A 24,734-nucleotide genomic window follows, 5' to 3' on the forward strand; every position below is an offset into this window, starting at 1 on the left:
GCCGGACCACTCCGACACACCTCTCCAGGGACATCCGGCGCGGGACGCGTCCACTCCGTCAGGCCCGGGCATCCACACGGGAGCCCGTGAAGAAGCAGTGACGTCTCCCGCGCGCGGCCGTCGGAGGCGGCCCGGCCTTCGCCGACCGCGCGCGAGTCATCCAGCGGAAATGGAGGCGGTTGCTGAACACCACGTCCTCGCCCGGCCCCACCGGCGGGGACCCGCGCGGCGACACACAGGAGCGTCGGACACGACGTCCTCACGCCGCGGGTGGGGGCCGGCCCTCAGAGGGTGAAGCCGGCCGGGTAGGGATCGGATGGATCGAGCAGGTACTGCGCGGTGCCGGTGATCCAGGCGCGGCCGGTGACGGACGGCAGGACGGCCGGCAGGCCTCCGACCTCGGTCTCCGCCAGCACCCGTCCGACGAACCGGGAACCGATGAACGACTCGTTGACGAAGTCCTGGCCGACCGGCAACTGCCCGCGGGCGTGCAGCTGTGCCATTCGGGCACTGGTGCCCGTGCCGCAGGGTGACCTGTCGAACCAGCCCGGGTGGATCGCCATGGCGTGCCGGGAGTGCTCCGCGGTCGATCCGGGAGCCTCGAGATAGACGTGATGACACACGTTGATCTCCGGGTTCTCCGGGTGGGACACCGGGTTCTGCTCGTTGATCGCTTCCATGACGGCCAGCCCGGCGTCGAGCAGTCGCTGCTTCTGCGCCCGGTCGAAGGGAATGCCGAGATCCTCGGTCCGGACAAACGCGTAGAAGTTGCCGCCGTAGGCCATGTCGTAACGCACCGCTCCGTATCCCGGTACGTCGACGACCTGGTCGAGGGCGTGGCAGTACGATGCGACGTTCTCCAGGGTCACCGATTCGGCGTGGCCGTCGCGCACTCGCACCCTCGCCGTGACCAATCCCGCCGGGGTGTCGAGCCGCACCAGGGTCTCGGGCTCGGCCACCTCGACCATTCCCGTCTCGACGAGGACCGTCGCGACGCCGATGGTCCCGTGCCCGCACATCGGCAGGCAGCCGGAGACCTCGATGAAGAGCACGCCGTAGTCGGCGTCCGGCCGGGTCGGAGGCTGCAGGATCGCCCCTGACATCGACGCGTGCCCGCGCGGCTCACACATGAGCAGGGTGCGCAGGTGGTCGCGTTCCGTGACGAATCGCTGCCGTCTCTCGAACATCGTGGCACCGGGAAGGACGCCCACACCTCCCGTGATCACGCGTGTGGGCATCCCCTCGGTGTGCGAGTCGACGGCGTGATAACACACGGTCGAGCGCATCGTCAGCTCACTCCGGCGTCGATGAGGGCCTGGGTGGCGGCGCGCACGACAGTCTCCGTCTCGGGGCCGAGCGGCTGTCGCGGCGGGCGGCAGGCGCCACCGCGGCGGCCGATCATCTCCTGGCCGAGCTTGATGGCCTGGACGAATTCGGTCTTGCTGTCCCACCGCAGCACCGGGTGCAGTTGACGGTAGAGCGGCAGCGCCGTCTCCAGATCACCCGTGACGGACGCCTCGTACAGTGCGAGGCAGGCCCGCGGGAAGACCTGGGGGTAACCGGCGACCCAGCCCTTGGCGCCGGCGATGCCGACCTCCAGCACGGTGTCGTCGGTACCGATCATGAGGTCGAGGCCGGGGGCCATCTCAGAGATCTCGTAGCAGCGCCGCACATCGCCCGAGAACTCCTTCACACCCACGATGAACCCTTCGGCGTGCAGCTTGGCCAGCAGTTCCGGGCGCAAGTCCACCTTGGTGTCGATGGGGTTGTTGTACGCCGTGACGGGCAGGCCGACCGAAGCGACCAGTTCGAAATGCTCAAGGACCGCGCGATCGTCGGCGCGGTAGGCATTGGGCGGCAGGCACATGACCGCCTGACAGCCGGCGTCCATGGCGAACTGGGCGTGCCGCTTTGCCTCCCCACCGCTGTACGCACCGACGCCCGGCATGACGGTGAACCCTTCGGGGGCGTTGGCCACTGCCGTTTCGACGACACGATCGCGTTCCTCGTACGTCAGCGTCTGGTACTCGCCCAGCGATCCGTTCGGCGCGACACCGTGCATCCCCTGCTCCGCGAGCCAGGCGACACTCTCGCCGTAGGTGCGGAAATCGACCGTGAGATCGTCGTCGAACGGCAGGCTGGTTGCGACGATGACGCCGTGCCAGGGCATGCGGTTCTCACTCATGAACACTCCTTGTCGGTCTTCGTTGCTGTCCGTCGATGCCGACGGTCATGTGTCGAGGTCGGCGAGCGCCCCGAGGGTGACGGGCGTCGCGACAAGCCGTTCCGCGGGTCGGTAGGCCTGCTTCGGGTCCGTGAGGCAGTGAACGGCCGGTCCGCACATCCGCCCCTGGCACCAGCCCATACCGGCGCGGGTCAGTTGTTTGACCTGGCGGTGATCACACGCACCTTCGGCACGAGCGGTCCCTATCACCCCCGCAGTCACCTCCTCACACCGGCACACGACGGTTTCGTCAGTCAGCCACGAGGACCATGCCGGAGGAATCGGGTGGGCAAGAGCGAGCGCTCGGGCGAAGGCACGCTGGGCGGCGACTGCGGAGCGCACCGCGGCCAGGCGCTTTCCCCTCAGCACGGGAGCGGCACCTGAGTCCGCGAGGACCGACTCCGCGGCCAGTCGGCCCTCACCCACCGCGAGTGCCGCCCCGCCGACACCGCACGTCTCTCCCGCGGCGTAGAGGCCGGGGACGGTGGTGCGCAGGCCCTCGTCGGCTGCCACCACCGCGTTGCCGTCCGCCGAGTCCGTGAGCGCGCAGCCAAGGGTGATGAGCAGGTCGAGCTGGGGCACGAAACCCCAGCCGACGCCGACGGCGTCGACCTCGATGCGTCGTTCCCTTCCCGGGCGCGGGCTGCCGTCCGGCGCCAACGAGGCGACCCGGACCGAGGTCACGCGTGCGCCTCCTTCGGCGCGGATGATCGCCGTGCGGGGACGGACGGGGATGCGGTGGCGCACCAGCGTCAGGGCGTACCCGGCTCCCTCGGCCCACTTCCCCGGGTTGCGCAGCAGCGGACCGGGATGCCGCAGCCATGCCCGTGGGTGGGCCGCCTCACACACCGTGACCACCTCGACGCCGCGCGCCGCGAGGCTCGCGGCGACCGGGAGTAGGAACGGACCGGTCCCTCCCAGCGCCACGCGGCTCCCGGCCGCGACTCCACCGCCCTTGAGCAGGGCCTGGAGACCGCCGATGGTGAGCACGCCCGGCAGGTCCCATCCGGGGAACGGCAGTTGACGGTCATAGGCGCCGGTTGCCACGAGGAGCCTCGGTGCGCGCAGGACCACGGCGATCTCCTGCGGCGCCTTCCGCCGGTCGACGGCATGGACCACGAAGACGTCGTCCTGACGGACCGCGGACCACACGTGGTGATGCAGGCGCAGGTCGAGCTGCCCCTTCTGCGCGTGCGCCGCCAAGGCTTCACGAAGGTCGTGGTATTCGCGCAGGCCGTGATGCAGGTCCTCGGTCGGAATGACCGATCGCGCGTGTTCCGGCGGGTGTCGCCAGAACTGGCCGCCGACGGCGGTACCCGAGTCGACGAGCACCACGCGCAGCCCACCGGCCAGAGCCGTGGCCGCCGCGGCCATGCCGGCCGGGCCGGCTCCCACGATGATGAGATCTGCCGGGTCACTCATCGGTACTCTCCTCAGTCGTGACGGTCATACCGTCACGTGCCGTAACCAGGCAGGCGCGCTGCCCGCCGACTCCGTCAACCGTCACGAGGCAGTCGAAGCAGACGCCGATCCCGCAGAAGACCCCACGCGGACGGTGCCCGGCGCGGGTGGCACGCCAGGAGACCCGTCCCGTCGCCACGAGGGCTGCGGCGACGCTCTGGCCCTCCACGAACGCCAGTGGCTTGCCGTCGATGATGAGCTCGCTCACTTCGGCACACCTCCAGAGAGGAAGAAGCGGTCGGGCAGAAGCCCGGTGTGCGCTGCCGGATCGGCGCCGCGCCAGGGGCGGCCGAGGAGGTGGGCCGTCACGAGTGCTCCGGTCGCGGGGGCGAGACCGATACCCGCCCCCTCGTGACCGCACGCGTGGATGACCCCCGGGGCCCTCGGATCCGGTCCGACGACCGGGAGGTGGTCCGGGCAGTACGGCCGGAAACCGCGGTAGGCGCGGATCAGATGGATCCGCCGCAGGAAGGGAAACAGCCGGCAGGCCTGCGCCGCCAGTCTGGCGACCACGGCGGGGTTCATCGTCGTGTCGAAGCCGACGCGTTCCCGGCTGGCGCCGATCAGGATCGTGCCGCCGCGGGTGCCCTCCACCACGCAGGAGGTCTCCAGCCCTGCGTCGGATGAGGCGACGTTGGCGACGTAGTCGGCCGAGTAGACCTTGTGCCGGATCATCCGCGGCAGCGGTTCGGTCACCAGAACGAATCCGCGGCGCGGTAGGACCTCGATGGGCGCACCGAGCCGACGGCCGACTTCGCCGCCCCACGTGCCGGCAGCGTTCACGACGGCATCGGCGGGCAGGACATCTCCGACGACCGTCCGCACGCCGGTGAGCCGGTCTCCCCGGCCCGTCACCGCGGCGGCGATCTCACCCGTGTGGAAGCGTGCGCCCCGTGCCACGGCGGCACGCAGCATCGCCGCCGCCGCCAGGACCGGCTGCACCTGTGCGTCCTGCGGATAGTGGACGCCACCGGGCAGCCCGGGCGCGAGGTGGGGTTCGATATCGCGCACGCGCTCGACCGGCTCGGTGCGGACCCCGGCCGTCGACTGCCGCAGGGCGAACTCCCGGAGGGCTGTGAGGCCTTCGGTGGTGTTTGCGACAACGAGGCCCCCTTTCGTCTCGAACTCGATGGAGTGCGGCCCGAGCTCCTCACCGGCCTCTTCCCACAGGGAGCGGCTCAGGCGAGCCAGAGCGAGCTCGGGACCCGGCTCCTTGTCGGAGAGGAGAACGTTGCCTTCCCCGCGGCTGGTCGTCCCGGCGCCGACGGCTCCGCGGTCGACGACCGTGACGTCCAAGCCCGCCGAGGCGGCGTGGAAGGCACAGGCTGTGCCGACCACGCCCGCTCCCACGACGACAACCTTCGAAGTCATCAACCCTCGCCTCTGTGCAATGTCACATGCCATTGCTTAGGCTATACATCCGATCGACGTGGAGGCAACGCCAGCGGCGATACGACTTTCAACAGCAGGTAGGAAGAGGGAGCACTGTGCATCTGACCGGAACCTCGATCGTGGCCGGCCGTGACATCCCCGGCACCGGCGAGCCCTGGCGCGGCGTCCGAGCAGCGACCTCCGAGCCTCTGGGCCCCACGCTGCGAGACGCCTCACCGGACCACGTTGCGCGGGCAGCCCGACTGGCTGCCTCCGTCGCACGTGAGTACCGCGCCTTGCCCGGGCACCGCCGGGCTGCTTTTCTCGACGCCTGCGCGGAGGAGATCGAGGCACTCGGTGACGGCCTTCTGCACCTTGCGGGAAGCGAGTCCGGACTGCCACTGGACCGGTTGACCGGCGAACGCGGACGAACCTGCGGACAACTGCGCATGTTCGCGGACCTGGTCCGCAGTGGGGACGCGCTCGGTGTCCGCGTGGACTCCGCGCTCCCTGACCGCCTGCCACTCGCCCGTGCGGACCTGCGCCTGCGCAGAATCCCTGTCGGCCCTGTCGCCGTGTTCGGTGCGAGCAACTTCCCCTTGGCCTTCTCCGTCGCCGGCGGTGACACCGCGTCCGCACTGGCCGCGGGCTGCCCCGTCATAGCCAAGGCGCACCCGGCCCACCCGGGTACCAGCGAGCTCGTGGCCCGCGCCGTGATCTCTGCCGCCGAGCACACCGGCATGCCGGCCGGCGTCTTTTCGTTGCTCGTCGGCCGCGGCACAGAAGTAGGTCAGAACCTCGTGCGCGACCCACGGATCATGGCGGTTGGATTCACCGGTTCACGGGCCGGTGGAACGGCGTTGGTCCAAGCTGCCAACTCCCGGCCTGTGCCCATCCCGGTCCACGCCGAGATGTCGGCGGTCAATCCCGTGATCGTCCTCAACGACGCCCTGGACGACCCCACTGCTCTCGCGGCCGCGTACGTGGCGTCACTGACCAACGGCTCAGGCCAGTTCTGCACGAATCCCGGGCTCCTGCTGCTGCCGGCAGGTGCGGCAGGCGACGCCTTCTGCGCCGCCGTGGCTCCGGCAGTGGCCGGCACGACGGGACGGGTCATGCTGACCCCGGGCATCACGGAGGCCTACATCGAGGGGTCGAAACGGTGGGCGGCCGTCGACGGGGTGTCCATGCTGGCGCAGGGACTGCCCGGGGAAGGCCCGTACGCACCGGGCCCCGTAGTCCTCGAATGCGACGTGGCGACCTATACGGCCCACGACGACCTCACCGGCGAGGTCTTCGGTGCCGCCGGCCTCGTCGTGCGGTGGTCCGGGCTCGAAGAACTCCTTGGCCTGCTGGAAGGCATGGAAGGGCAGCTGACAGCCACCATCCACGGTGCGAACGCCGACCTGAGGGCAGCCACGCGTCTGCTGCCCGTTCTGGAGGACCTCGCCGGACGCATCGTGTGGGGTGGCTGGCCGACGGGGGTCGAGGTCTGCCACGCCATGGTGCACGGCGGACCCTGGCCCGCGACGAGTGCGCCCGCCACCACCAGTGTCGGAACGCTGGCCATCGAACGCTGGCTCCGTCCGGTCTGCTACCAGTCGTTCCCCGACGCTCTCCTTCCCGAGGAACTCCGCGCCACCAACCCGCTGGGGGTCACCCGACTCGTCGACGGCACGCTCGAACCGAGGCCCAGGTAGGTGCTGCTACACCCTTCCCACGGCATCCGGATCAGGGCGTCGGACATCTGAGGGCAACCCCCCTACGTCCGCCGCTTCGCAGGATGCCCGTCCGGGGACGTCAGGGGCGCCGACTGGCCGTGCGTGGGCCCCGAGCATGCTTCACATGTGCTTCAGCGCCACCCTGCGCGAGCTGCGGCACGCCATGCGCCGTGTCGGCCGCGTTCACCTGGGACCGGGCGCTGCGCCTGGCCCGGCGCCCGCACCGCGGCCCGGGCGGCGGCGACGCCACCGCCCGGCTCGATGCCGCCCTCCGACCGGCCGGACACCACGGTGGCGTGGGCCACGGGGCTCGCCTCCAGGCCCGTCCGGTAGGTGTGCAGCCGGGCCCCGCTCCGCGGGTCCTCGGTCTCGGCCGTCACGCACCTGCCGAGCGCGGGGGCGCAGCCCCAGGGCATGGCGCTGGCCGGGGTGCCTTCCAACGAAGGTGCTGGCTCCGGGCCGCTGCCCGGCTGCGTCCCCGACGGACCAGCGCACGTCTGCGGAGTACGAGCCGTCCGTGCTCGAGTCCTCCACGCCCCCCGCCCGTCCGGCCGCGGGGCCGCCCTGCGGTGCCACAGCTCGCGCCCGGCCGCGGAATCGTACGCCCGCAGGGTGTTCCTGCCCCGGACCCCGTGGCGTACGACCGGAAGAGCCGCACCCAGACCGGGAATCAGGCCGCGACGAGCTCCTTCTCGCGCTCCGGCGCCCTGACCTTGGGCCTCCTGTTCGGCAGCGAGAGCCGGAAGACCTTGCGCCACGCGGAGAACACCTGCTTGGGCAGCGGCCCGGTGACGTACTCCAGCTCATACTTTTCGAACAGCGCGCGCACCTTCACCGCGACCTCGGCGTACCGGTTGCTCGGCAGGTCTGGGAACAGGTGGTGCTCGATCTGGTGTGACAGGTTGCCGGTCATGAAGTGGACGGCCTTGCTGCCGCTGATGTTCGCCGAGCCCATCATCTGGCGCAGGTACCACTGGCCGCGCGTCTCGCCCTCGATCGACCGGCGCTCGAAGACCTGCACGCCCTCGGGGAAGTGCCCGCACATGATCACCGAGTGGGACCAGAGGTTGCGGACCAGGTTCGCGGTGAACGTGGCGGCGAGCGTGGGGAGGAACGACGGGCCCGACAGCAGTGGGTGGATCACGTAGTCCTTGAGCACCTGCTTGCGGATCTTGCGGCCCACGGCCCGGGCCCGCGCGCGGAACTCCGGATCCTTGCGGTGGTGCTTGCTCAGGTTCTTGCCGAGCTCCAGGTCGTAGGCGGCGATGCCGTACTCGAAGAAGCAGGCGTTGACGAAGTTCCACAACGGCTGGCCGAGGTGGAACGGGTGCCACTCCTGGTCCTCGTCGACGCGCATGATGCCGTAGCCGAGGTCGTTGTCCTTGCCGATCACGTTGGTGTACGTGTGGTGCAGCTCGTTGTGCGAGTGTTTCCACTGGTCAGCCGGCGAGACGTGATCCCACTCCCAGGTGGTGGAGTGGATCTTCGGGTCCCGCATCCAGTCCCACTGGCCGTGCAGGATGTTGTGGCCGATCTCCATGTTGTCCATGATCTTCGCCACGGACAGCCCGGCGGTGCCGATCAGCCACGCGGGCGGGAAGAACGAGAACAGCAGCACGCCCCTGCTGGCCAGCTCGAGTTTGCGCTGCGCGGAGATGACCTTGCGGATGTAGGCGGCGTCCTTCTCGCCGCGGTCGGCGATCACCTCGTCGCGGATCGCGTCCAGCTCGCGGCCGAGCTCCTCGATCTGCTCCGCGGTCAGGTGGGCGGTGGGGTCGATGGCGGTCAAGGTGTTCCTACCGTTCGATGTCGCAGGGGCCCGCCGCGGCGGACACGCAGGTCTGGATGAGGACGCCCGGCTCTGCCTCGGTGATCCCGCCGGTGCGCAGGTCGCGGACAGCGCCCGCCTTGAGCGGTGTGACGCAGCCGAAGCAGATGCCCATGCGGCACCCGGACGGCATGAGCACGCCGGCCTCCTCGCCGATGGTCAGCAACGGCGTGGCGCCGTCCGCGTCGACGGTCTTGCCGGTGGCGCTGAACGTGACCTCGCCGCCGTCACCGGCGACGACGATGCCGGGGCGGAAGCGTTCGGTGTGCAGGCGCTCCCGGACGCCGTGCTCGCTCCAGTGTTCTTCGGCGGCGTCGAGCAGGCCCGCGGGCCCGCAGGCCCAGGTCTCGCGCTCGGCCCAGTCGGGCACGAGTTCGTCGAGACGGGCGATGTCGAGCATGCCGTCCGTGTCGGTGTGCACCTCGGTGAGCCGCAGCTTCCTGTCCGCGACCAGGTCGTGCAGTTCGTTGCGGAAGATCACGTCTTGCGGCCGTGGCGCGCAGTGGACCATGACGACGTCGTCGAACTCGGTGTCGCGCAGCATGCCCATCACGGGAGTGATGCCGCTGCCGGCCGTCAGGTGGAGCACCTTGGCGGGCTTGGACTGCGGCAGCACGAAGTCACCGGTCGCCTGGTCGAGCTGGATCAGCGTGCCCGGTCTCGCCCGGCGGACCAGGTGGTTGCTGACCTTGCCGTCCGGGATCGCCTTCACGGTGATCGTGACGCGGCCGTCCTGGCGGTTCGTCGGCGAGGTGATGGAGTAGGCACGCCACAGGCGCACCCCGTCGACGTCGACCCCGATCCGCACGTACTGACCGGCTCTGTGGCCGCGCCAGCCCCGTCCCGGCCTGATCACGAGAGTCGCGGCGTCACCCGTCTCGGGGCGCACTGCCTCGATGCGCCCTCGCAGGTCGGCGCCCGCACGCAGCGGGCTGACCAGGTCCAGGTAGTCCGACGGCAGCAACGGCGTCGTGACCATCTCCAGCAGTTTCCACGCCCTGCTGCGCAGGGCTGCACTCGTCATGACTCCAGCTTGCTGCACCTCAGGGCGTAAAGTCCTGGCCGGAGGACGTGAATCCGATCGGCTGAATTGTTCGCAGGGAACAAAAACGTGAACCATGCAATCCGGAGGGCCAGCGAACTGGCCCTGGACGAGACGACGGTCACCGCACTTCGGGCCGCGCTGAAGACCACCGCCGATGAGGTCGTCCAGGCGATCATCGACGAGGTCCCGCCCTATGCCAATGCCCTTTCGGGCCGCATGGGCGCCACCATCCGCCGAGCCGTCCGCACCGCTCTGGGACACTACCTGGACCTGGCGAGCGGGAACGCCACAGGCGGCGACGGCGGTGACGCGGCCTACGAGCTGGGCCGCGGCGAGGTGCGCGACGGCCGCTCGATGGACGCCCTGCTCAGCGCCTACCGCGTCGGCGCCCGTGTGGCCTGGCGATGCCTGGCAGCGGGTGCCGTATCCGCAGGCCTGCCGGCCGCGGAGGTCGCCAAGTTCGCCGAGCTGACCTTCGCCTACATCGACGAGCTCTCCGCCGCGAGTGCCGCGGGCCACGCCGACGAACTGGGCGCCCGGGGCCGGGACCAGGAGCGCCACCTGGAACACCTGGCCCGCGACCTTCTCGCCGGCGCGAGTCCGGACGTGCTGCTGGCCTCTGTTCAACGGGCCAGGTGGCAGCCTCCGCTTTCGCTGACCGCGGTCCTGCTGCCCGCCGCTCAGGCCCGGCCCGCCTACCGCGCGCTCGACCCGAGCACCCTCGTCCTCGACGATCTGCCGGACGCCACCGGTGTGCTGCTCGTCCCCGATGCCGACCGATCACATCTCTTGCGGCAGCTGACCGACCGCACCGCCGTGGTCGGCCCGGCCCGGCCATGGACGCGTGCGTCCGCCTCGTACGCACGAGCCGTACGCGCCCGCTCCCTCTCCTCTGATATTCGCGACACCGAGGACCACCTGCCCGAGCTGGTGCTGAGCGCCGACGTGGACGCGTTCGCAGACCTGCGTGCCCGAGCCCTCGCACCGTTGCGGACCTTGCCTGTCGCGACCGCACGGCGGCTGGAGGAGACGTTGCGGGCCTGGCTGCTGCACCAGGGCAGACGGGAGGAGGTAGCGGCGGCGTTGTTCGTCCATCCCCAGACAGTCCGCTACCGGATGTCGCAGCTGCGGGAAATGTTTCCGGATCTCGCATCACCCCACCGGGTCCTCGAACTGACGCTGGCGCTCGGTCTTCGGGTCAGCTGACGAGTACTGCCTCGTCTCGACGCCATCGGACGACTCGTGGTTTGTGCGGCACTGGCGGCTCGGCCCACCTCTCAGCTGCCGCTCAGCGGAGACGTCCACGCGGGGTCGTGCCAGGGTCTCCTTGTGAGGTGAGCCAGCAGATGCTCCGCCGTAGTGGACGCAGTGTCTTGAGGCGCGCCAGTTGTGGTCAGGGCGGCAACAAGCCTTACCGATGCTGTTTCGGGCACGTCCGGGTCTGTGAGGAGGGGAAGCAGTAGCAGGAAGCGGGTGGCTGAGTCCTGGACGCCTTCGTCCGCAAGCGACGGGCTGTCAGCGATCCGGACCAGTTCGTGCCATGTCAGCCCTGCGCCCGAGAAGTCTCCGTCCCAGCTGGCGATCTGCTCGGCGGAGCTTCCGCCTGGATGGGTGAGGAGGTAGTCGGTGCCGTAACCGCCCTCCAGGTTGCGGTAGATCACCACGGCTCCAGGGCCGCCTGCTGCCGGCACCCTGAACACCGGCCACCGCTCAGCGTCGAAGAGGACCTCGGACACGGCATCGACGTCGGCGCCGTCCTCACCGAACCACTCAGGAGCCGGGCGCTCGAGACACCCACCGTCGCTGCACATCGCCAGGAGGTAGTTCGACCAGAAGCCCGGGCGGCCCAGCAGTGACTCGCCCGGCACCAACGGGCCGACGTCGTATCCCTTGATCAGCACCCCTTGATCCTGTCACTGGCCGCTGACACGATCCGATCCAGGATCGGCAACGGGTGCCGTCCAGTTACGGGACAGCTCTCATGTCCAGCCCGGGCCCCGCCGATCACTCCGTCCGCAGAGGCAACCCACAGGTTCGGCTCCCCGTCTCGATGTCCGAGAACGCGTTCGATCCGGGACGGACCACCGGAACAGGCGTGCGCTCGACCAGGGTTGAGGAGAGAGCTTTGATACGTGCCCGGAAGGCATGGGTTACCGCGATAGCGGTGCTGACAGTCGCAGGGGTGGCGCCGGCGGGGGCGTACGCCGCCCCGGCTCCGCCGGACAAGCCCAGCGGAGCAGTGACACCCGACGCCGGGGAGACGCTGCCGCCCGGCTGGCGCATCGCCGGTGACGACGGGCGGAGCCACCTGGAGTGGCGTGCCCCCGAGCAGGTCCCCATGGGCGACGCCCGCGTGGAATTCCACGCGAACGGCGCGCTCGTGGGCGTACCCGAGCCGCAGGACGACGGCCGGACCTTCCGCATCCCCCTCGACGAGGTCCGCACCGCCGACCTGGACGACCTCCAGGTCCAGTCCGCGGGGCGCCGGCTCGATGAAGCCCCGGACGCGGGCGCGAGCCGCAAGGTGACACCGCCGGCACCGAAGCTCCCGCCCAAGCTCCCCCCGGGGACCGTCGACCCGGGCAGGGCCGGCACGTACGCCACCACCACCAGTGAGTACAGCCTCTCCTCCGTCAAGCTCCCGGGCCTCCCCGAGCCGGTCGAGATGCGCGGTGTCGTCGTCGCCCCGAAGAAGGCCCCCGGCAAGCGTCCGATCGCCCTCTTCCTGCACGGTCGCCACTCCACCTGCTACGTCCCCGGCAAGAACGAGGAGATCTCCGGCAACTGGCCCTGCACCAAGGGCAGCAAGCCGATCCCCAGCCACCGGGGCTATCTGCGCGACCAGAAGCTTCTTGCCTCTCAGGGGTACGTGACCGTCTCGATCTCCGCCAACGGCATCAACGGCCAGGACTGGAACGCCGAGGACGGCGGCGCGCAGGCCCGCTCCTCTCTGATCCGCAATCACCTCGGTCGCTGGGCCGACTGGGCCGCCACGCCCGCCTCCGCGCCCACCGCGGTGCGCAAGGGCCCGAAGACCGACCTGTCCCGGGTGCTCCTCGTCGGGCACTCGCGCGGCGGCGAGGGCGTCAACCGCGCGGTGATGGACAGCCTTTACCAGCCGCCGGCCGCCCAGGACGGCTACCGGTCCAAGGCCCGGTGGAACATCCGCGGCACAGTCCACATCGGCCCCACCATCTTCGGCCACAACCCGGTGCCCGACGTCCCCTCGCTCACGATCCTGCCCGGCTGTGACGGTGATGTCTCCGACCTTCAGGGCCAGGTGTTCACGGACGGCACCCGGGGGGTCAGCCGGGGCAAGGCCCTGCACAGCTCGGTCTACATGATCGGCGCCAACCACAACTACTTCAACAGCGAGTGGACCCCGGGTCAGGCCGAGGCCCCGGCCGACGACGACTTCTGGCACGAGCCCGAGTCGCCAGACCCGCTCTGCTCGCCCGGCGCGGCCGGGCGGCTCTCCGCCAACCAGCAGCACAAGGCGGGCGCGACCTACATCGCCGCCGCCGCGCGGCTGTTCGTCGGTGGTGACGACCGCGTACGCCAGCTCGTCGACGGCACCGGACGCCGCGCCCCCTCCGCCGACCCCGCCCGGGTGCTGACCCACGCGGTCGGCGGCAACCGTGGCCCCGGCTTCCTCCCCGACGACCCGCAGGGCCCGCCGAAGGTCAGCGGCGCCAAGCTGTGCGACGCCGTTGCCCCCGGCCGCTCCGCCTGCATGGGCGGGAGGGACCCCGGCTCCTCGCCGCACTTCGCGCACTGGCGCCCCGAGCACGAGGCCGGCCGCCGCGCGGTCGCCCTGGACTGGAAGAAGCCGGGCACGACCGCCCGCCTCACCCCGAAGAAGGCGGTCCCGGTCAAGGGCGCGAAAATGCTCGCGCTGCGCGTCGCCGTACCCCCGAACACCAGCGGCACCCGCTTCGACGTGAGCGTCAGGGACGCCAAGGGCAAGCGGGCCGTGCTGGGCAGCGTCCGCATCGACGGGCTGCCGGGAACCGACCGCACCGCCTCGTACTGGGGGCAGGAGCTCCGCGTCCCGCTCACCGCCGCGACCCGCGCCAAGCTGGACCTCGGCAAGATCGCCTCCCTGGAAGTGACCCCCAAGTCCCGCTCCGGCAAGGCGTGGCTGATGGACGCCTGGTCGTGGAAGCCGGGCACGCCCGCGGTGAAGACCACGCCGCTCACCCGCGTCGACATCGGCCGCCTCACGGTCAAGGAGGGCGACTCAGGCTTCCGTACGTACCAGGTGCCCGTCCGCATCACCGGCAAGAACGCGGGCGCGGTCCGGCTGTACGTCATGGACCCGGACACCGGTAGGTCGACCGGCCGACTGGTCGAGGTCGGCCCCAACACCGCCGGGATCAAGGTCGAGGTGAGGGTCCAGGGCAACAAGCGCTACGGCTGGGACGAGCCCCATGACATCGCGGTCAAGGCCGTCCGGGGCACAGTAGTCGGCGCGGACGCCGGCGGTGTCACCGCCGAGAACGACGACCCGATGCCGAAGGTGACCATCGAGCCGGTGACCGCCGACGTCACCGAGGGCGCGCCGCTGACGTGGCGGGTCTCCCTCTCGGAGAAGGCGGACATCGAGATTCGGGCCCTGGCCCAGCTGGTCCCTGTCACCGGCGGCCGCCCGGAGCTGTCCACGGCCGACGTCGACCAGGAGTGGCTGTCCCAGCTCGTGGAGGAGATCCCGAACCCGGCGGTCCCGCTCTCGCAGGTCACGTACGGGACGCTGTGGACGGTGATCGAGGCGGGCGAAGAATCGACAGAGCTGACCGTCCCGACCATCCGCGACCAGGTGGCGGAAGGAACCGAGTACGTGCGCTTCCAGGTGACGGACGACGAAGAGGCGCCACTGGGTCCGCCGTTCGAAGGCACGGTCCGCGACGCGTCGTAGTCCGCACGGTGCATTCCTCGCCGCTGCCGCCGATCTCCGCGCGCTCGCCGGGGCGATCGCTCCCGGTGTCCACTTCACCGCGGACGTGCTCACCCCCGCGTGGGTCACCGAGGTGAGGTCATTGCCCGACATCGAGGGCCCTGTAGGTCGACGGCACCTCGCCCGGCCAGAGGGTCACCCCGGCGACTGTGGCAGGCCGCGACCGGGTCGCACCTGTTGGTCGCCGGCCGTGCCCTGAGGCGGCGGTCCCGGGCGGACGCTCCGGCGCCTGGCGAGAACGCCGGAGCCGTTGGGTGGTCGCGTGGTGTCCGAGTGCTGTTCAGTAGCTCTGCTACGCCAGTGTTTTGGTGACCACTGATGCCGCTTCGGCGATCAGTCTGTTGTCGTACTCGGCGTCTTCGGCGCCTCGGTTGGACATGATCGCCATGATGATGGGTGCGGCGTCGGGGGGCCATACGACGGCGATGTCGTTTCGGACGGCGTAGACACCGCCTCCGCCGGTCTTGTCCCCGACGTCCCATCCCTTGGGTACTCCGGCCCTGATGAGTTCGTCTCCGGTGGTGTTGGTCCGCAGCCACTGCGTGAGCTGTTCGCGTTCGTCCTTGCCCAGGGCGTCCCCGAGAACGAATGCCCGAAGGTCTGCTGCCCACGCGCGGGGCGTGGTGGTGTCTTGTGTGGCACCGGGAGACCACTGGTTCAGTTCCGGCTCGCGGCGCACCACTTGGGTAGTGGTGTCACCTGTCTCTGCGAGAGCGGCGGCCAGGCCCTGCGGCCCGCCCAGTGCGTCGAACAGGAGGTTGGCCGCGGTGTTGTCGCTGTAGCGGACGGCTGCGTCACACAGATCACGCAGGGTCATGCCGGAATCGACATGCTTCTCGGTGACCGGAGAGTGGTCGATCAGATCGTTCCGGGAGTACTTGATCACCTTGTCCATGCCGCTCAATGAGTACTTGCGTAGGACGGCAGCGGCGGCGAACGCCTTGAAGGTGGAGGCGTACGCGAACCGCTCATCAGCGTTGAAGGCCACCTCCCGCCCATCGCCCGTGTTGACCGCGTAGACCCCAAGTCGCGCACCGTGCTTGCGCTCCAGCTCCTTGAAACTGTCGACGGCCGGTTTCGCAGCGGGATCCGCCCGCGTTGTTGCGGCAGCCGGAACCGGTGGCACCTGGGGACTGTCATGGCCGCATGCGGCAAGCGGAAGGGCGACGAGTACAGCGAGCCCTCCGAGAACGGCACGCCGGGCACGAGTGGACTGCATAGTCGGACCTCCAAAATGAGCCGTCACAGGGTGTTGAGAAGAGACACGGCTCGGACACCGGCTCATGTTCCTCCTCCGCGTTCCATACGGTCCAATACACCTGCAGCCAGTTCCATGCTGTTTCCACATGGACTGGTCGGATGGACCTGGTGGGAGCATGTCGGGCGTTTCTCAGCGTGATGGAGCGTGGCAGCTTCACCACAGGAGCGGCCGCAGCACGCATGTCACAGCCGGTGGCGAGCCGGCGCATCGCCGCCTTGGAGGAACTCTTCGGCGAGCGCCTGTTCGAGCGGACATCGCGTCGGGTCACCCTCAGCTGATGGTGGTCTTACCGGTACCGGGGGCCCGGAGAAGATGAGGTGCTTGCTGATCCTCGGGGTGGGCAGCCCGGCGGCCTTGCGCTGTTTCGTCGCCGTGAGCAGGTTGACCAGGGCGGAACCTCGGTGCCTGTGTGGCCTCGGCTCTGAACCGGCTGCCGTCCTACCGGGGCGCGGTGCTGCGCGGCACGGGCAGTGATCCCTCCGCCGAGGGTCACGGGGTCCCCGCTCTTCCCCGCCCCGGGACACTGCTGCGCGACGCGGCCCGCCTGAGTACCACCCGGTTCGACCCCACCAGCACGGCGGCCATGCCGGGCGGGAGCTGTGTCATCTGGTCGGTGGCGGGCCGTCGTGTACGGCAGTTGTCCGACCACGGGCGGGGGCCGGACCAGGGGGTGTTCGCCCCGGGGACACTCTTCCGGGTCCATCGCATCCAGCAGCCTGACCCCGCACCACCAATCCGCGCCGCCACCGCTCACCTGGGCCGCGACATCGTGGCCGGCGGGCGACGACCACCAAGGCCCGACCACGGTCACGAAGGACAACAACGCCCCTACCCCGCTATGGACCCGTCTGAGAGGACGTCAAGTGCGTTTCGCCGGCTCGTACGAGGCGTCGGCCGGCCCGGCACGCACCTTGAGCGGCTGGCGCTCGACCCTGCCGGCGATCCCAGGAGCGGTGCGGTCGGCCCGCGGCGGATGCTTGTCAGCAGTATCCGCTCGGGCACGGCGGGGGACTGCGTTTCTGGCCCTCGTGTGAGGGCCCACTGCAGCGCTGGTATCGATGGATGAACTGGCCGGATGCCGGGGCGGTGTCGCTCAGGCGGGGAAGTGACGCCACTTGCCCTCGGAGACGACCTCGACCGCACCGTCGACGACCGTGATGGCGGTGTCGTCGTCGATCGCGTATGCGGGGTTCGGGAGGCCGGCTGCCCACTTCTCCGCCTGCGCCATGGTGTTCTCCGGCAGGTCTACGTGATCCACATGCGGGAAGATCGAGAAGTCGACGACGCCCAGCGCGCTGTCGTCCCCGGTGGGCGCCGTCCACTCGACGAAGTACTCGCCGATACGAGGGGCCATCGCCATGCTCCCGGCGCTCAACCCCACCCAGACCTTCTCACTCAACGACGGCAGCAGGTCCGCCAGGCCGGACTGCCTCATCCAGTGGGCCAGGTACAGCGCATCGCCGCCGTTCACCAGCAGGACGTCCGCTTCCTGGACCCAGGGGACCCAACGCTCTGCACCGATGCTGGGCAGCGCGGTGAGCTCCAGCACTCCCAAGGACTTCCACCCCAGGTCGCACATGGGCAGGCGAGACTGTCCACTGATGAACCGCCAGACCCCGGCAGGGTTGCCCATGGGGTGCCCGTACCCCGCAGTGGGAACGCACAGGGCGTCGGACTCGGCGATCGGCTTGCCCAGCAGCCGCACGAGCGCGCCCTGGATGCTCGCGTTGGTGATACCCGCCGCCGTAAGAAGAAGCTTCAAGATGACTCCTGACACGAGTGTGGTGGAGCGGTCCGACCGGTAGACCGGGGGCCACCTCGAAACTCATCGCTGTGCGGCGTTGCCGTACTTCTGCACCGGCGTCCCTCGGAAGATGACAGGTCCCTTAGGACCGGGTGGCCCTGTCGGCGACTGGGTTCCCGGTTCCTGCGAGCTACAGGAGGCCCGTATGGACGTCGGGCCCCCGCGGGGTGATGCTCTGAGAGCACTCTCTGGCGCGTAATGCTCTCTCTCCACCTCTGCTGCGGCAGCCCGCACTCGCCGGTCAGTGGCAGGCCCTCGGCCTGGGCCCGGCTCACCAGCTCGTCGATCAGCTGATCGTCCACAGCCTTCGCCGACACAGACACTGCCGCCTCACCGACCTCGTCGTCGGCCACTTCCTCACCGGCCACCGATGCATCCTCCGTGATCGGGAGTCACACCGAACGGTGTGCAGTCCCCGTGCCGACGGGGTCCGTGCTCTCCCGGATCACCAGTCGGGAGCCGGCGGTCACCTCGCTCACCTCCGCACCTCGCCGTGTCGGCCGGGTGCCGTTGATCTGCGCTTCGAGCATGTCGACGGCCACGTGGGCGATCTGTTCCTTGTCGGGCGAGACGGTGGTGAGGGTGGGCGTGCTGTAGCGGCCGTCCTCGATGTCGTCCCACCCGCCGATGGCGATGTCCTGGGGTACGCGCAGACCGGACGAGAGCGCGGTTCGCAGTGCTCCCAGTGCCAGCAGGTCGTTGCAGCAGAAGACGGCCTGCGGTGGTTCCGGCAGGTCCAGCAGGTACTGCATCAACTGGGCGCCGTCCGCGCGGTGGTACGCGCGGGTGAGGGGTGCCAGGGTTTCGTCGTAGCTGAGGCCGGCTGCCTCCAAGGCTTGGCGGTAACCGGCCAGCCGGAGGTGGGCCGTGTTGGCGCTCGGGTTGTCCTGCCGGCCGATGGCGGCGATCCGTGTGTGGCCGAGCGAGAGAAGGTGCTCGGTCAGCTCCCGGGCGGCGCGCTGGTTGTCGATGGCCACGTGGTGGGTGGGGCCGTCCAGAACGCGCTCGCCGAGGAGCACCAGCGCGGTGGTGTCCGTCCGGGCCGCCAGTTCCTCCGGTCCAACGGCGATGGGGCTGAAGATGAGTCCGTCGATGCGCTGCTCCCGCACCCCGTCCAGCACGTCCCGCTCCCGGGCCGGATCTCCGTCCGTCTGCTCGATGAGGACAGTCCAGCCGTGCTTCGCGGCGGCGTCGATCACGAACCGCGTGAGTTCCGCGAAGTAGGGCGCGTCCAGCTCCGGCAGTGCCAGGGCGATCACTCCGGTCCTGCCCTTGCGGAGATTGCGGGCCGACAGGTTGGGTCGGTAGTCCAGGGCGGACAGCGCCCGCTCGACCTTCTCACGGGTCGGTGGGGAGACGTACGTGGAGCCGGTGACGACGTTCGACACGGTCTTGACCGATACCCCGGCCATGGCTGCGACGTCCTTGAGGCTCGCCCCCATCTGCATCACCTCCATCGACGCGGGTGCCGTGCGGCCCCGCCCGGACACGTCTCCATGGCGTAGCACACCGTACGCGGCCCGCCGGTGCGGTTCCGGCCGGGGCTCCACTCGGCAACTTTCGTAAGAACTCTGCAGTGACCTATTTACGACGCTGTTTCAACGATGTAATCGTAGCAGTCAACGGCGGTCGACCGCGGCTCTCGCCGGGGCTGCGGCCGACCGTAATTCCCGGCCCTTCCCGGCGGCTTGCACACCGATGCGCGACGCGTGCCGCGCAGCCAACACGCAGGAGTCTTCGTTCATGACCTCGGCCCACCTCACCCTGGACCCGGCCTTCCGGACAGGAACCGTCGACCGCCGACTGTTCGGCTCTTTCGTCGAGCACATGGGCAGGTCCGTCTACACCGGTGTCTATGAGCCGGACCATCCCTCGGCCGACGAGGACGGCCTGCGCACGGACGTGTTGGACCTCGTGCGCGAACTGGGAGTGACCGTCGTGCGCTACCCCGGCGGCAACTTCGTCTCCAACTACCGCTGGGAGGACGGGGTCGGCCCCCGCGAGTCCCGGCCCAGCCGGCTCGACCTCGCCTGGCGCAGTGTGGAGAGCAACGCCTTCGGGCTCAACGAGTTCATGACCTGGGCCCGCAAGGCGGGCGTGGAACCCATGCTCGCCCTGAACCTCGGCACTCGCGGCCCCGCCGAGGCCGTCGACCTGCTGGAGTACACCAACTACCCGTCCGGCACGACCCTGTCCGATCTGCGGCGCTCCCACGGCGCCGAGCAACCGCACGACGTGCGGATGTGGTGCCTGGGCAACGAACTCGATGGCCCCTGGCAGATGGGGCACAAGAACGCCCACGAGTACGGCCGGGTCGCCGCCGAGACCGCCCGCGCCTTCAAGCGCTTCGACCCCGGCCTCGAACTGGTCGCGTGCGGCAGCTCCAACGCCTACATCGACACCTTCGCATCCTGGGAGGCGACGGTGCTGGAGCACACCTACGAGTTCGTCGACTACATCTCGCTGCACGCCTACTACGATCCGGTCGGCTGCGACGTCGACTCCTTCCTGGCCAGCGCCGCCGAGATGGACCAGATGATCTCGGCGATCACGGCCACCGCCGACCACGTGGGCGCCAAGCTGCGCAACAAGAAGAAGATCAAGCTGTCCTTCGACGAGTGGAACGTCTGGTACCAGAGCCGGTTCGCCGGCGAGACCTCGCTGGACTGGCGCCCCGCGCCCGAACTCATCGAGGATGTGTACGACGTCACGGACGCGGTGGTGGTCGGCAGCCTGCTCGTCACACTGCTGCGCCACGCCGACCGCGTCGGTGCCGCCTGCCAGGCCCAGCTGGCCAACGTGATCGCCCCGGTGATGACCCGCCCTCAGGGCCCGGCCTGGCGTCAGACGATCTTCCACCCGTTCGCCCAGACGGCACGGCACGCCCGTGGCACGGTCCTGCGGGTTGAACCCACGTCCCCCGTGGTGGAGACGGACCGCTACGGCGAGGTCCCCACCCTGTGGGCCACGGCCACGCACGACGAGGAGTCGGGCGACGTGGTGCTCTTCGCCGTGCACCGGGGCCGCGAGGAGGCGCTCACCCTCACCGCCGGCGTCCAAGCCTTCCCCGGTGCCAGGGTCGTGGAGCACATCGTCCTGCACGACGAGGACACGACCGCGGTCAACACCGCCGAGCAGCCCGAGCGGGTTCGCCCGCGTCCGGTCGACGGCACCAAGGCCGAGGACGGTCTCCTCACGGTGGAGCTGCCCCCCGTCTCGTGGAGCATGATCCGCCTCACCACCCGCTGAACCCGTCCCTACTGGTTCCGGGCCCGCCGGGGTCCACATCCGAGGAGCACAACGATGAGCACCAATTCAGTCCCCACGGGAGCCACCCGTAGAACCTTCCTGGCCGGCACGGCGGTCACCGCCGCCGGACTGCTGACGGCGTGCAGCGGCGGCACCAAGATCGGTTCGGGTGAAGGCGGCACGGACGCGGGCCCCACCTTCAGCGGCGGTGAGTACAAGGGCCCCAAGGTGACCCTGCAGTACTGGAACGGCTTCACCGGCGGTGACGGCCCGCACATGAAGAGCATGCTGCGTGCCTTCAACAAGCACTACGCCGGACGCATCGAGGTCAAGAACATCACCCGCCAGTGGGCGGACCTCTACCCGGCCATGCCGACCGCGATCACCGCCGGGAAGGGACCGGACGTCGCGGTGATCCACAACGACCAGATCGCCACCTTCGCCGCCCGCCGCACCCTCGTCCCGCTGGACGACGTCGTCTCCGCCCTCGGCCTCACCGAGTCGGACTTCCTCCCGACGGTGTGGCAGGCGGGGGTGTACGACGACAAGCGTTACGGCGTGCCGCTCGACGTGCACTGTCTGGCGGACTACTGGAACGCCAAGCACCTGAAGAAGGCGGGGCTGGAGAAGGCTCCCGAGGACCGGGTGGGCTTCGAGGAAACGCTGCGGGAACTCAAGAGCGCGGGGATCACCCATCCGTTCTGGATGCCCAGCAAGTGGCCCGCCCACCTGATGTTCATGACCCTGCTGTGGCAGTTCGGCGGCGAACTGTACGACCAGGAGGGCACCAAGGCCCTGTGGGGCTCCGATGCGGGCGAGGAGGCGCTGACCTGGATGGTGGCGCAGATCCGCAAGGGGTACAGCCCCGATCAGGTCGCCCAGGACGCCCAGTACAACGCGTTCAAGAACAACAAGGTGAGCTTCACCTGGGATGGCATCTGGCAGATCAACGACCTGAAGACCACCGCGAAGGACGTCAGCTGGGAGATGTCCTCGGTGCCCGTCATCGGTGACACGCCGGCCGTGTGGACGGCGGGACACAACTTCGTCCTCACCTCCCAGGCGGCCAAGGACAAGAACAAGATCCAGGCGGCCAAGTTCTTCATCGACTACATGAGCGAGCGCTCCACGGAATGGGCGAGGGCGGGCATGATCCCCGCTCGCAACAGCGTGCGCGCCGAGCCCGAGGTGGCCCGGCTGCCGCAGACCCCCCTGGCCAAGGACGTGGATTCGCTGCGGTTCCTGCCCACGCTGCCCGGACTCGGCGACGTGCAGATCGCCGCCCTGGAGCTGGCCGTGCAGAAGGCGGTGCTGGGCCAGAAGTCGCCGGCCGCGGCCCTGGCCGAAGGGGTGCGCACCGCCGACAAGATGCTGGCCGAGAACAAGCAGAAGTACGCGAAGTGAGGCGGGTGCCGTGCAACGGCTGACAGCGCGGCCGTCCGCCACCGACAAGGAGCGGAGCCGAGGCCGCCGGCCGGCCCCGACCGGCTCCAGGTCCTACCGGTGGTGGACTCCGTACGTGTTCACGGCGCCCTACCTGGCGCTCTTTGTGACCTTCGTCGTGGCGCCCATCGGGTACGGGCTGTGGATCAGCCTGCACAACTGGGACATCAACGTGCCGGCGAAACCCTTCGTCGGTCTTGGCAACTATCAAGAACTGTTCGACGCCGGCAGCGTCGAGGGGCCCCGCTTCTGGCGGGCGATGCGCGCTACCGGCGTCTTCACGGCGCTGTCGGTACCGTTCCTGCTCGTGGTTCCGCTGCTGGTGGCGTTGCTGATGAACGGGAAGTTCCGTGGGCGCAACCTGTACCGGGCCGTGTACTTCGCGCCGTACGTTCTCGGTGTAGCCGTCGTCGGTCTGCTGTGGCGCTTCCTGCTCGACGGCAACATCGGCATGGTCAACCACTACCTCGGTGTCATTGGTCTACCGGACGACATCCAGTGGACCACGGACACGCCGGCCGCCTGGTGGGCGCTGGTCGGCGTCACGGTGTGGTGGACCCTCGGCTTCAACGCCGTCATCTATCTGGCGGGGCTCCAGGACATTCCCGCCGAGCTGTACGAGGCGGCCAAGATGGACGGCGCGGGCCCCTGGCAGCGGTTCCGCAATGTCACCCTCCCGGGACTGCGGCCGGTGCTGTTGTTCGTCGTCAACTCCACTCTGCTCGCCTCGGCCAACATGTTCGGCCAGTCCTACCTCATCACCAACGGCGCCCCGGCCGACCAGACGAAGACCGCCATCTTCCTCATTGCCGAGACCGGACTGCGGCGCTTCGAGATGGGCTCCGCGTCCGCGATGAGCTTCGTCCTCGCGGCGGCACTGATGGCGACCAGCGCGCTGGTCTTCCGGCTCTTCCGTGAACGGCAGGAGGAACGATGACCCAGACCGACGTGCGCAAGCCTGCGCCTCCGACCCGCACGACGGCAGGCGGCCTCGACCCTGTCGCCCGGCGGCGCCTGCGGCGCTCCCTGCTGCACCTCATCCTCGCCGTGGTGGCCGCCCTGTACCTCAGCCCGCTGCTGTACATGCTGGTCACCTCCTTCAAGACCGGGGCGGACGCGGGCTCCGTGGACCCGCAGTGGATTCCCTCGCCCGCCACCCTGGAGGCGTATCGCACGGTCTTGGGAGCCGACGACAGTCCGGTGCTGCAGTGGCTCTTCAACAGCGTCCTGGCGGCGGCCGCGCACACCCTGCTGGTCCTCGCGACCGCGACCCCGGCGGCCTACGCGCTGGCTCGTCTGCAGTTCCGGGGTCGGAGCCTGCTGTTCACCGCCGTGGTGGCGACGCTGTTCGTGCCGCCCATGGTCCTGTTGATCCCCAACTTTCTGATCGTCAACGAACTCGCCTGGGTGGACAGCCTGCCGGCCGTGATCGTGCCCGGCGCGGCGAGCGCGTTCGGCGTGTTCTTCATGCGCCAGTTCTTCCTCACGCTCCCCAAGGACCTGGAGGAGGCCGCGGAGATCGACGGCTGCAACCGCTGGCAGATCTTCGTGCGCGTGGTGCTGCCGCTGACCAAGCCGGCCCTGGCCACCCTGGGTCTGCTCGCCTTCCTGGCCAACTGGAACGACTTCCTGTGGCCGCTGTACGTCCTGCTCAGCCCCGAGACCCTCACCCTGCCCGCGGGTCTGGCGAACTTCCAGAGCGCAAACAACATCCACTACGAGCTGCTGATGACGGGGGCGGTCATCGCCAGCGTCCCGGTGCTGCTGCTCTACGTGGTGGCCCAGCGCTGGGTGATCGAGGGGGTGTCCCGGTCCGGTGTGAAGGGCTGACGCCGGTGCGGAGAACGCGGCGGCGCGTGACGGGCCGGTGGTACACCAGGCCGATGTGCTGGGGCGCCGTCCTCACCGCGGCGGAGATGGCCGTGGGCCGCTCCTCCCAGCGTCGCGACGGCCTCGGCGGTCACTGTCTCGTTCACGGTGAGCGTGGGCGCGAGGCTGCCGTAGGGGGAGGGATGCCGTCACTTGGCAGGGCAGCACGACATGCCCTGCTAGTGACGGGAGACAGCCACGTGTCCGTGAAGAGCAGCACTTACCCCAGCGTTCCAGGACGAGACCGGCCATGGCCGGCTTGTTCTGCTCGTCCCCGCCGGTAGTCGAACAGGACGAGGAGATCACGGCGACGGCCCGAGCCGAGCGTCGCCGTGCGCTTCACGTCCCGGTCCGTGAGGAAGCGGATGTCATCCCTGAGCTGCATCAGGTGCAGTCCCAGGCACTGCGCGGGCAGGTACGTGTAGCGGCCGCCGACCAGCGTGACGCGGAGGTCGGGTCGGCGAGGAGCCGGACGGCTTGGCCCAGGTCGTGGGGTGGCAGTTC

19 protein-coding genes and 1 pseudogene are annotated in these 24,734 nt (G+C 69.6%); 8 read left to right on the forward strand and 12 right to left on the reverse strand.

What is annotated here, in order from left to right:
- Positions 1-284: 284 nt before the first annotated feature.
- The 5 genes from BU52_RS16430 to BU52_RS16450 are packed head-to-tail and all read right to left on the reverse strand — an operon-like array spanning position 285 to position 5,056.
- Positions 285-1,286, reverse strand: coding sequence for a proline racemase family protein (locus BU52_RS16430; protein WP_037934606.1), 1,002 nt, complete (start codon positions 1,284-1,286; stop codon positions 285-287).
- A gap of 2 nt (positions 1,287-1,288) precedes the next feature.
- Positions 1,289-2,185 (reverse strand): dihydrodipicolinate synthase family protein, encoded by an 897-nt coding sequence (locus BU52_RS16435; protein ID WP_037934610.1) that lies wholly within the window; start codon positions 2,183-2,185, stop codon positions 1,289-1,291.
- Positions 2,186-2,230: 45 nt separating this feature from the next.
- Positions 2,231-3,646: an FAD/NAD(P)-dependent oxidoreductase gene (locus BU52_RS16440; RefSeq protein WP_037934615.1), complete on the reverse strand. Its 1,416-nt coding sequence runs from the start codon at positions 3,644-3,646 to the stop codon at positions 2,231-2,233.
- A complete protein-coding gene (locus BU52_RS16445; RefSeq protein ID WP_037934618.1) occupies positions 3,639-3,893 on the reverse strand; it encodes a (2Fe-2S)-binding protein in 255 nt (84 codons plus the stop codon). The genes BU52_RS16440 and BU52_RS16445 overlap by 8 nt, the downstream gene beginning before the upstream one ends.
- The gene (locus BU52_RS16450; RefSeq protein ID WP_037934621.1) at positions 3,890-5,056 is read right to left on the reverse strand and encodes an NAD(P)/FAD-dependent oxidoreductase; all 1,167 of its coding nucleotides are present in this window, start codon (positions 5,054-5,056) and stop codon (positions 3,890-3,892) included. Before BU52_RS16450 ends, BU52_RS16445 begins: the two co-directional genes overlap by 4 nt.
- A 140-nt stretch (positions 5,057-5,196) precedes the next feature.
- Here BU52_RS16450 and BU52_RS16455 point away from each other — a divergent pair, with 140 nt between their 5' ends.
- On the forward strand, positions 5,197-6,756 hold the full coding sequence (locus BU52_RS16455; protein WP_327149844.1) for an aldehyde dehydrogenase (NADP(+)): 1,560 nt from the start codon (positions 5,197-5,199) through the stop codon (positions 6,754-6,756).
- A gap of 152 nt (positions 6,757-6,908) precedes the next feature.
- On the opposite strand, the gene BU52_RS16460 is transcribed toward BU52_RS16455, so the two are convergent.
- The 3 genes from BU52_RS16460 to BU52_RS16470 all read right to left on the reverse strand — a co-directional run bounded on the left by BU52_RS16460 (position 6,909) and on the right by BU52_RS16470 (position 9,584).
- On the reverse strand, positions 6,909-7,157 hold the full coding sequence (locus BU52_RS16460) for a hypothetical protein (RefSeq protein ID WP_157847885.1): 249 nt from the start codon (positions 7,155-7,157) through the stop codon (positions 6,909-6,911).
- A 290-nt stretch (positions 7,158-7,447) separates the two neighbouring features.
- The gene (locus BU52_RS16465; RefSeq protein ID WP_037934627.1) at positions 7,448-8,566 is read right to left on the reverse strand and encodes a fatty acid desaturase family protein; all 1,119 of its coding nucleotides are present in this window, start codon (positions 8,564-8,566) and stop codon (positions 7,448-7,450) included.
- A gap of 7 nt (positions 8,567-8,573) precedes the next feature.
- Positions 8,574-9,584 (reverse strand): ferredoxin reductase, encoded by a 1,011-nt coding sequence (locus tag BU52_RS16470; RefSeq protein ID WP_107061189.1) that lies wholly within the window; start codon positions 9,582-9,584, stop codon positions 8,574-8,576.
- Positions 9,585-9,716: 132 nt separating this feature from the next.
- Between BU52_RS16470 and BU52_RS16475 the strand changes: the two genes are divergently transcribed.
- Complete coding sequence (locus BU52_RS16475) at positions 9,717-10,856, forward strand: PucR family transcriptional regulator (protein WP_037934632.1); 1,140 nt, start codon at positions 9,717-9,719, stop codon at positions 10,854-10,856.
- A gap of 71 nt (positions 10,857-10,927) precedes the next feature.
- Here BU52_RS16475 and BU52_RS16480 read toward each other — a convergent pair whose 3' ends face one another.
- Positions 10,928-11,551, reverse strand: a complete 624-nt coding sequence (locus BU52_RS16480) for a hypothetical protein (protein WP_037934635.1) — start codon at positions 11,549-11,551, stop codon at positions 10,928-10,930.
- Between the two features lie 224 nt (positions 11,552-11,775).
- On the opposite strand from BU52_RS16480, the gene BU52_RS16485 reads away from it, so the two are divergent.
- Positions 11,776-14,565, forward strand: a complete 2,790-nt coding sequence (locus BU52_RS16485; protein ID WP_037934638.1) for a hypothetical protein — start codon at positions 11,776-11,778, stop codon at positions 14,563-14,565.
- Between the two features lie 331 nt (positions 14,566-14,896).
- Here BU52_RS16485 and bla read toward each other — a convergent pair whose 3' ends face one another.
- Positions 14,897-15,823, reverse strand: a complete 927-nt coding sequence (gene bla / locus BU52_RS16490) for a class A beta-lactamase (RefSeq protein ID WP_037934640.1) — start codon at positions 15,821-15,823, stop codon at positions 14,897-14,899.
- Between the two features lie 140 nt (positions 15,824-15,963).
- Between bla and BU52_RS33665 the strand changes: the two are divergent.
- Positions 15,964-16,140 (forward strand): annotated as a pseudogene (locus BU52_RS33665) (helix-turn-helix domain-containing protein); the annotation flags it as partial.
- 818 nt (positions 16,141-16,958) lie between these two features.
- Here the strand turns inward: BU52_RS33665 and BU52_RS16495 are convergent.
- Both BU52_RS16495 and BU52_RS16500 read right to left on the reverse strand, forming a co-directional pair.
- A complete protein-coding gene (locus tag BU52_RS16495; RefSeq protein WP_037934643.1) occupies positions 16,959-17,627 on the reverse strand; it encodes a Type 1 glutamine amidotransferase-like domain-containing protein in 669 nt (222 codons plus the stop codon).
- A gap of 434 nt (positions 17,628-18,061) precedes the next feature.
- Entirely contained in the window at positions 18,062-19,111 is a 1,050-nt protein-coding gene (locus BU52_RS16500; RefSeq protein ID WP_037934724.1) for a LacI family DNA-binding transcriptional regulator, read from the reverse strand.
- A gap of 301 nt (positions 19,112-19,412) precedes the next feature.
- Between BU52_RS16500 and arfA the strand changes: the two genes are divergently transcribed.
- The 4 genes from arfA to BU52_RS16520 all read left to right on the forward strand — a co-directional run bounded on the left by arfA (position 19,413) and on the right by BU52_RS16520 (position 24,191).
- The gene (arfA, locus tag BU52_RS16505; RefSeq protein ID WP_037934646.1) at positions 19,413-20,918 is read left to right on the forward strand and encodes an arabinosylfuranosidase ArfA; all 1,506 of its coding nucleotides are present in this window, start codon (positions 19,413-19,415) and stop codon (positions 20,916-20,918) included.
- 54 nt (positions 20,919-20,972) lie between these two features.
- Positions 20,973-22,322, forward strand: coding sequence for an ABC transporter substrate-binding protein (locus BU52_RS16510; RefSeq protein WP_037934648.1), 1,350 nt, complete (start codon positions 20,973-20,975; stop codon positions 22,320-22,322).
- A gap of 115 nt (positions 22,323-22,437) precedes the next feature.
- Positions 22,438-23,298 carry a carbohydrate ABC transporter permease gene (locus BU52_RS16515; protein ID WP_235216358.1) on the forward strand — a complete coding sequence of 287 codons (861 nt, stop codon included), beginning with the start codon at positions 22,438-22,440 and terminating at the stop codon, positions 23,296-23,298.
- Positions 23,295-24,191, forward strand: coding sequence for a carbohydrate ABC transporter permease (locus BU52_RS16520; protein WP_078903281.1), 897 nt, complete (start codon positions 23,295-23,297; stop codon positions 24,189-24,191). The genes BU52_RS16515 and BU52_RS16520 overlap by 4 nt, the downstream gene beginning before the upstream one ends.
- The last annotated feature ends 543 nt before the right edge of the window (positions 24,192-24,734 follow it).

The sequence above is a fragment of the Streptomyces toyocaensis genome (genome assembly GCF_000725125.1).
In the GTDB taxonomy this organism is placed as follows: Bacteria; Actinomycetota; Actinomycetes; order Streptomycetales; family Streptomycetaceae; genus Streptomyces; species Streptomyces toyocaensis.

What these genes read in the sequence shown, in the direction of transcription:
- BU52_RS16435 (WP_037934610.1), bottom strand. Translation starts at nt 2,185, where the DNA reads ATGAGTGAGAACCGCATGCCCTGGCACGGCGTCATCGTCGCAACCAGC.
- arfA (WP_037934646.1), top strand. Translation starts at nt 19,413, where the DNA reads ATGACCTCGGCCCACCTCACCCTGGACCCGGCCTTCCGGACAGGAACC.
- BU52_RS16430 (WP_037934606.1), bottom strand. Translation starts at nt 1,286, where the DNA reads ATGCGCTCGACCGTGTGTTATCACGCCGTCGACTCGCACACCGAGGGG.
- BU52_RS16470 (WP_107061189.1), bottom strand. Translation starts at nt 9,584, where the DNA reads ATGGTCACGACGCCGTTGCTGCCGTCGGACTACCTGGACCTGGTCAGC.
- BU52_RS16440 (WP_037934615.1), bottom strand. Translation starts at nt 3,646, where the DNA reads ATGAGTGACCCGGCAGATCTCATCATCGTGGGAGCCGGCCCGGCCGGC.
- BU52_RS16450 (WP_037934621.1), bottom strand. Translation starts at nt 5,056, where the DNA reads ATGACTTCGAAGGTTGTCGTCGTGGGAGCGGGCGTGGTCGGCACAGCC.
- BU52_RS16500 (WP_037934724.1), bottom strand. Translation starts at nt 19,111, where the DNA reads ATGGGGGCGAGCCTCAAGGACGTCGCAGCCATGGCCGGGGTATCGGTC.
- bla (WP_037934640.1), bottom strand. Translation starts at nt 15,823, where the DNA reads ATGCAGTCCACTCGTGCCCGGCGTGCCGTTCTCGGAGGGCTCGCTGTA.
- BU52_RS16520 (WP_078903281.1), top strand. Translation starts at nt 23,295, where the DNA reads ATGACCCAGACCGACGTGCGCAAGCCTGCGCCTCCGACCCGCACGACG.
- BU52_RS16510 (WP_037934648.1), top strand. Translation starts at nt 20,973, where the DNA reads ATGAGCACCAATTCAGTCCCCACGGGAGCCACCCGTAGAACCTTCCTG.